The 3,833-nt window shown below is 66.8% G+C and carries 4 protein-coding genes; 2 read left to right on the plus strand and 2 right to left on the minus strand.

Features of this window, described 5'->3' with window-relative positions; all coding sequences use genetic code 11:
* The coding region (locus JO059_RS06655; protein ID WP_293315304.1) for a trehalase-like domain-containing protein at positions 1-835 on the minus strand (835 nt) is incomplete at its 3' end.
* 73 nt (positions 836-908) lie between these two features.
* Positions 909-2,144: an FAD-dependent oxidoreductase gene (locus JO059_RS06660; protein WP_293315305.1), complete on the minus strand. Its 1,236-nt coding sequence runs from the start codon at positions 2,142-2,144 to the stop codon at positions 909-911.
* Positions 2,145-2,199: 55 nt separating this feature from the next.
* Between JO059_RS06660 and JO059_RS06665 the strand changes: the two genes are divergently transcribed.
* Positions 2,200-2,394, plus strand: coding sequence for a hypothetical protein (locus JO059_RS06665; RefSeq protein WP_293315306.1), 195 nt, complete (start codon positions 2,200-2,202; stop codon positions 2,392-2,394).
* Between the two features lie 329 nt (positions 2,395-2,723).
* Complete coding sequence (locus JO059_RS06670) at positions 2,724-3,779, plus strand: sulfate ABC transporter substrate-binding protein (protein WP_293315307.1); 1,056 nt, start codon at positions 2,724-2,726, stop codon at positions 3,777-3,779.
* Positions 3,780-3,833: the final 54 nt, after the last annotated feature.

The raw sequence follows: 3,833 nt of genomic DNA on the forward strand, positions 1-3,833 counted from the left end.
ACTCGGTGGTCTGCCACATCTTTTCAAACGCCTCGTGATAGGTCTGGAGCGCCGGATGCTTGGTCCAGCTGAGCGCGACGAACACGTCGTCGCCCTCTTTCATGCGGGTGCGGGCCCGCGCTTCCCGGCCCTCGAGCCCGATCCGCAGGTTGGTCGTCAGCCGCAGCGTGGGATGCGCATCCGGTTGTCTGCTGGCGCGCGCGATGGCCTCGCCGTACGCGTTGGCGGAATACTCCCAGGTGGCCCCCACGCGGTGATAGTCGAAGGCCGGCTCGCAGCTCATCATCAGCTCCGCGGTCCCGCTGACGCAACGCACCGTTCGCAGCAGGATGTGCTCGGCGTCCCAGTCCATCGGGGTGCGCCGGTGGGTCCGCGAGCGGCGCTCGATGTCGTGCCAGGGACCCATCACCAGCGCGTCGCGCACGATCAGCCATCCGGTGGGGGTCTGCCAGGTGGTCTCCATGATCAGGCTGCCCGGAAGGTAGCGGCGGGCCGAGGGCACCGAGACCCCGTAGGGGCCGAGCCGGAAATGGCCCGCGCTGCGGTCCAGGATCGCGCCGAACACACTGGGGGAGTCCGGCCGCGGCACGCACAGCCATTCCACCGACCCCGCGGGCGAGATCAGGCAGGTGGTCTCCCAGTCCGACAGAAACGCGTAGTCGGCGATCGGCGGGAACGGGTTCCGCAGCGACCCGCTGGCCTCGAGGGGCCCCGGAGAGGTCCCCGGCGAGGCGAGGTCGATCGCCGAGGCCAAGGCCGCTTCGTGGGCCGACTCAATCGCCTCGTCAGGGCCCGCATCGGGGGGTTGGTCGGCAGGCTGGGCGTGCAGGACCATCCCGACATCATCGACCGTCGACCCGCCCGGCGTCCAATGTTTGCCCTACCTGTCGGGCAGGCAGTGTCGCGGGTCACCCTTCCCGTCTGGCAAACGCGGGCGCATGTTCGGGCAGCGGACCGATGGCGATCAGGTAGCCGGCCAGCCGGCGCAACGCCACCGACCGGCTCACCAGCCGCACGGCGCCCGGCGGGCGGTGATCGGTACCCGACACTGCTCCCGCGATCACTTTCGCGTGGATGAAGCGTTGCGCCGCCTGCAGGATCATCGTCGGTAGCAACCGCCGCCGCTGCACCCGGGCCAGTTCCCGCGTGGACACCACCCCGGCGCGCAACGGGTCCGCAAGGATCCGGGCGGCGGCCACGGCGTCGGCCACCGCGAGGTTGATGCCGATACCGCCCACCGGCGACATGGCGTGCGCGGAGTCACCGATGAACAGCACGCCGTCGGCATACCATCGGGCAAGCCGATTGAGCTGCACGTCAAGCAATTTCACGTCGTCGAACGACGTCAACGCGTCGACACGGTCGCCCAACCACGGCACCATCCCGACGAGAGCCTTGTGCAACGATTCGATTCCCTGGGCGCGCATCTTGGCGTCGGTCCCCTTGGGGATGATGTAGGCGATCTGGTAGTAGTCGCCGCGATCGATGACGATCGTCGCGTGACCGGCGCGCAGGATGCCCGACAGTCCGCGGGGATCTGAAGAATGGCGGGGCAACCGGAACCACCACACGTCCATGGGGACGCCGTAGCTTTTCGGGACGAGGCCGACGGCCGAACGCACCGTCGAATAACGGCCGTCGCAGCCCACCGTCAACTGCGCCCGCATTTGCTGCGTTTCTCCGGTCGGGTTGCGGTACGTCACGCCCGCGACCCGGCCGCCCTCGCGGATCACGCCGACCACCTCGGTGCTGCGCAGCAGCCTGAAGGTGGGCTCGGCATCGGCCGCGGTGGCCACCATCTCGAGGAAGTCCCACTGCGGCACCAGGGCGATGTGCCGATGCGGGCCGGGCAGGCGCGTCAGGTCTAGGTTCACCGGCGCTGTCTGGATCTCCATGTGGATGGTGTCGACCAGCCGGTGCGGAACCCGCTCGAACGCGTGCCCCAGACCCAGCTCGTCCAGTAGCCGCAGGGTGCTCGCGTGCACGGTGTCTCCCCGGAAGTCGCGCAGGAAGTCGGCGTGTTTCTCCATCACCGTGACGTTTACGCCGCCGCGGGCCAAGAGCAGCCCGAGGATCATGCCCGCCGGCCCGCCACCGGCGATCAGACAGGTCGTTTCGTCAGCTTGGGAGGGTTCGGGGGGCATGCGGCGATCTTGACACATTGGTCTTACGGTCCCGGTGCGAATAGGGTTGAGCCCGATGAACGGGTTCCTGAATTGGTGGGACGGCAACGAGTTGTGGCTTTCCGGTCTCGCTTTCGTCCTGCAGGCCATGGTGGTCATGCCCGTCGTGCTGCTGGTGGCCTACGTCGCAGCGGCATTGCTCGACGCCCTTCTCGGCAAGAGCATCGCGTTGATGAGACGTGTCCGCCACGCCGATGGGACGCCTGGGTAACGCGCATGCCTCGATCCCACGTGACGCTGGTCTTGGTCACGCTCGTGATCCTGGTGATCGTCACGTGGCTACTGACGCGCTGACGCACTCCACGGCGCATCCCGGTGGCGGCCCAGCGAATTCCTGTTAGGCTTCGCGACATGCGCGTGACATCCCTTGCCTTGGAATGCGGCTTGGAATGCGGCGTCTTCGCGCACTGTTGTCGCTGACTCCCGAACCCGTGCGCGGTCTGGTTGGAGTCGAATTTCTCCTGACGTTCAAAGCGCCTTTCCAGCCTGGTCCGATGGCACGGGATCCGAAATCATAGGTCCCGCACTGAAAGGTCGCCAATGGTCAAAGACATCGGCAGCGGACGTCGCCGGCGGTCTGTCCGTCGTGTCGGTGTCCTCGCCCTGGCCGTCGGCCTGACCGTCGGCGTCGCCGCGTGCCAGGGCGGTCCCAGCGACGTCGTCGGCGGCAGCGAGCCCGGCAACGGGCACACAAGTCTCACCCTCGTTGCCTACTCGGCCCCAGAACCCGGATGGAGCAAGGTGATTCCCGCCTTCAACGCCTCCGACGAGGGCAAGGGTGTGCAGGTGATCACCTCGTATGGTGCCTCCGGCGACCAGTCACGCGGCGTGGCCGAGGGCAAGCCGGCCGATCTCGTCAACTTTTCGGTGGAACCCGACGTCACCCGGTTGGTCAAGGCGGGCAAGGTTTCCAAAGATTGGAATGCGGACGCTACCAAGGGGATTCCCTTCGGGTCGGTGGTGACGCTGGTGGTGCGCAAGGGCAATCCGAAGAACATCAAGGACTGGGATGACTTGCTGCGGCCCGGCGTCGAGGTCATCACGCCCAGCCCGCTGAGTTCGGGATCTGCCAAGTGGAATTTGCTTGCGCCGTATGCGGTCAAGAGCGAAGGCGGCGTCAACGGTCAGGCCGGCATCGACTTCGTCAACAAACTGGTGCGCGAACACGTCAAGATGCGTCCCGCATCGGGGCGGGAAGCCACCGACGTCTTCGTCCAAGGCAGCGGTGACGTGTTGATCAGCTACGAGAACGAGGCCATCGCGACCGAGCGGGCGGGCAAACCGGTCGAGCACGTCAACCCGCCGCAGACCTTCAAGATCGAGAACCCGTTGGCGGTGATAACCACCAGCCAGCACCTCGATGCCGCCGTCGCTTTCAAGAACTTCCAGTACACCGCCGCGGGGCAAAAGGTCTGGGCGCAGGCCGGCTTTCGGCCGGTCGATCCGGCCGTGGCCGCCGATTTCCGAGATCGGTATCCCGCCCCCGCGAAATTGTGGACGATTGCCGACCTGGGCGGCTGGGCGACGGCGGACCCGCAGCTGTTCGACAAGAACACCGGCAGCATCACGAAGATTTACACGCAGGTCACCGGATGACGACCACTGTGACGCCGGACCCCGAGGCGATCCGGCCCGAGATAGACGGCGACG

Source organism: Mycobacterium sp. (assembly GCF_019247615.1).
Taxonomy (GTDB): Bacteria; Actinomycetota; Actinomycetes; order Mycobacteriales; family Mycobacteriaceae; genus Mycobacterium.

Bases quoted from the DNA above. Each gene is read 5' to 3' on its own strand.
- JO059_RS06660 (WP_293315305.1), bottom strand. From the start codon at position 2,144: ATGCCCCCCGAACCCTCCCAAGCTGACGAAACGACCTGTCTGATCGCC.
- JO059_RS06665 (WP_293315306.1), top strand. From the start codon at position 2,200: ATGAACGGGTTCCTGAATTGGTGGGACGGCAACGAGTTGTGGCTTTCC.
- JO059_RS06670 (WP_293315307.1), top strand. From the start codon at position 2,724: ATGGTCAAAGACATCGGCAGCGGACGTCGCCGGCGGTCTGTCCGTCGT.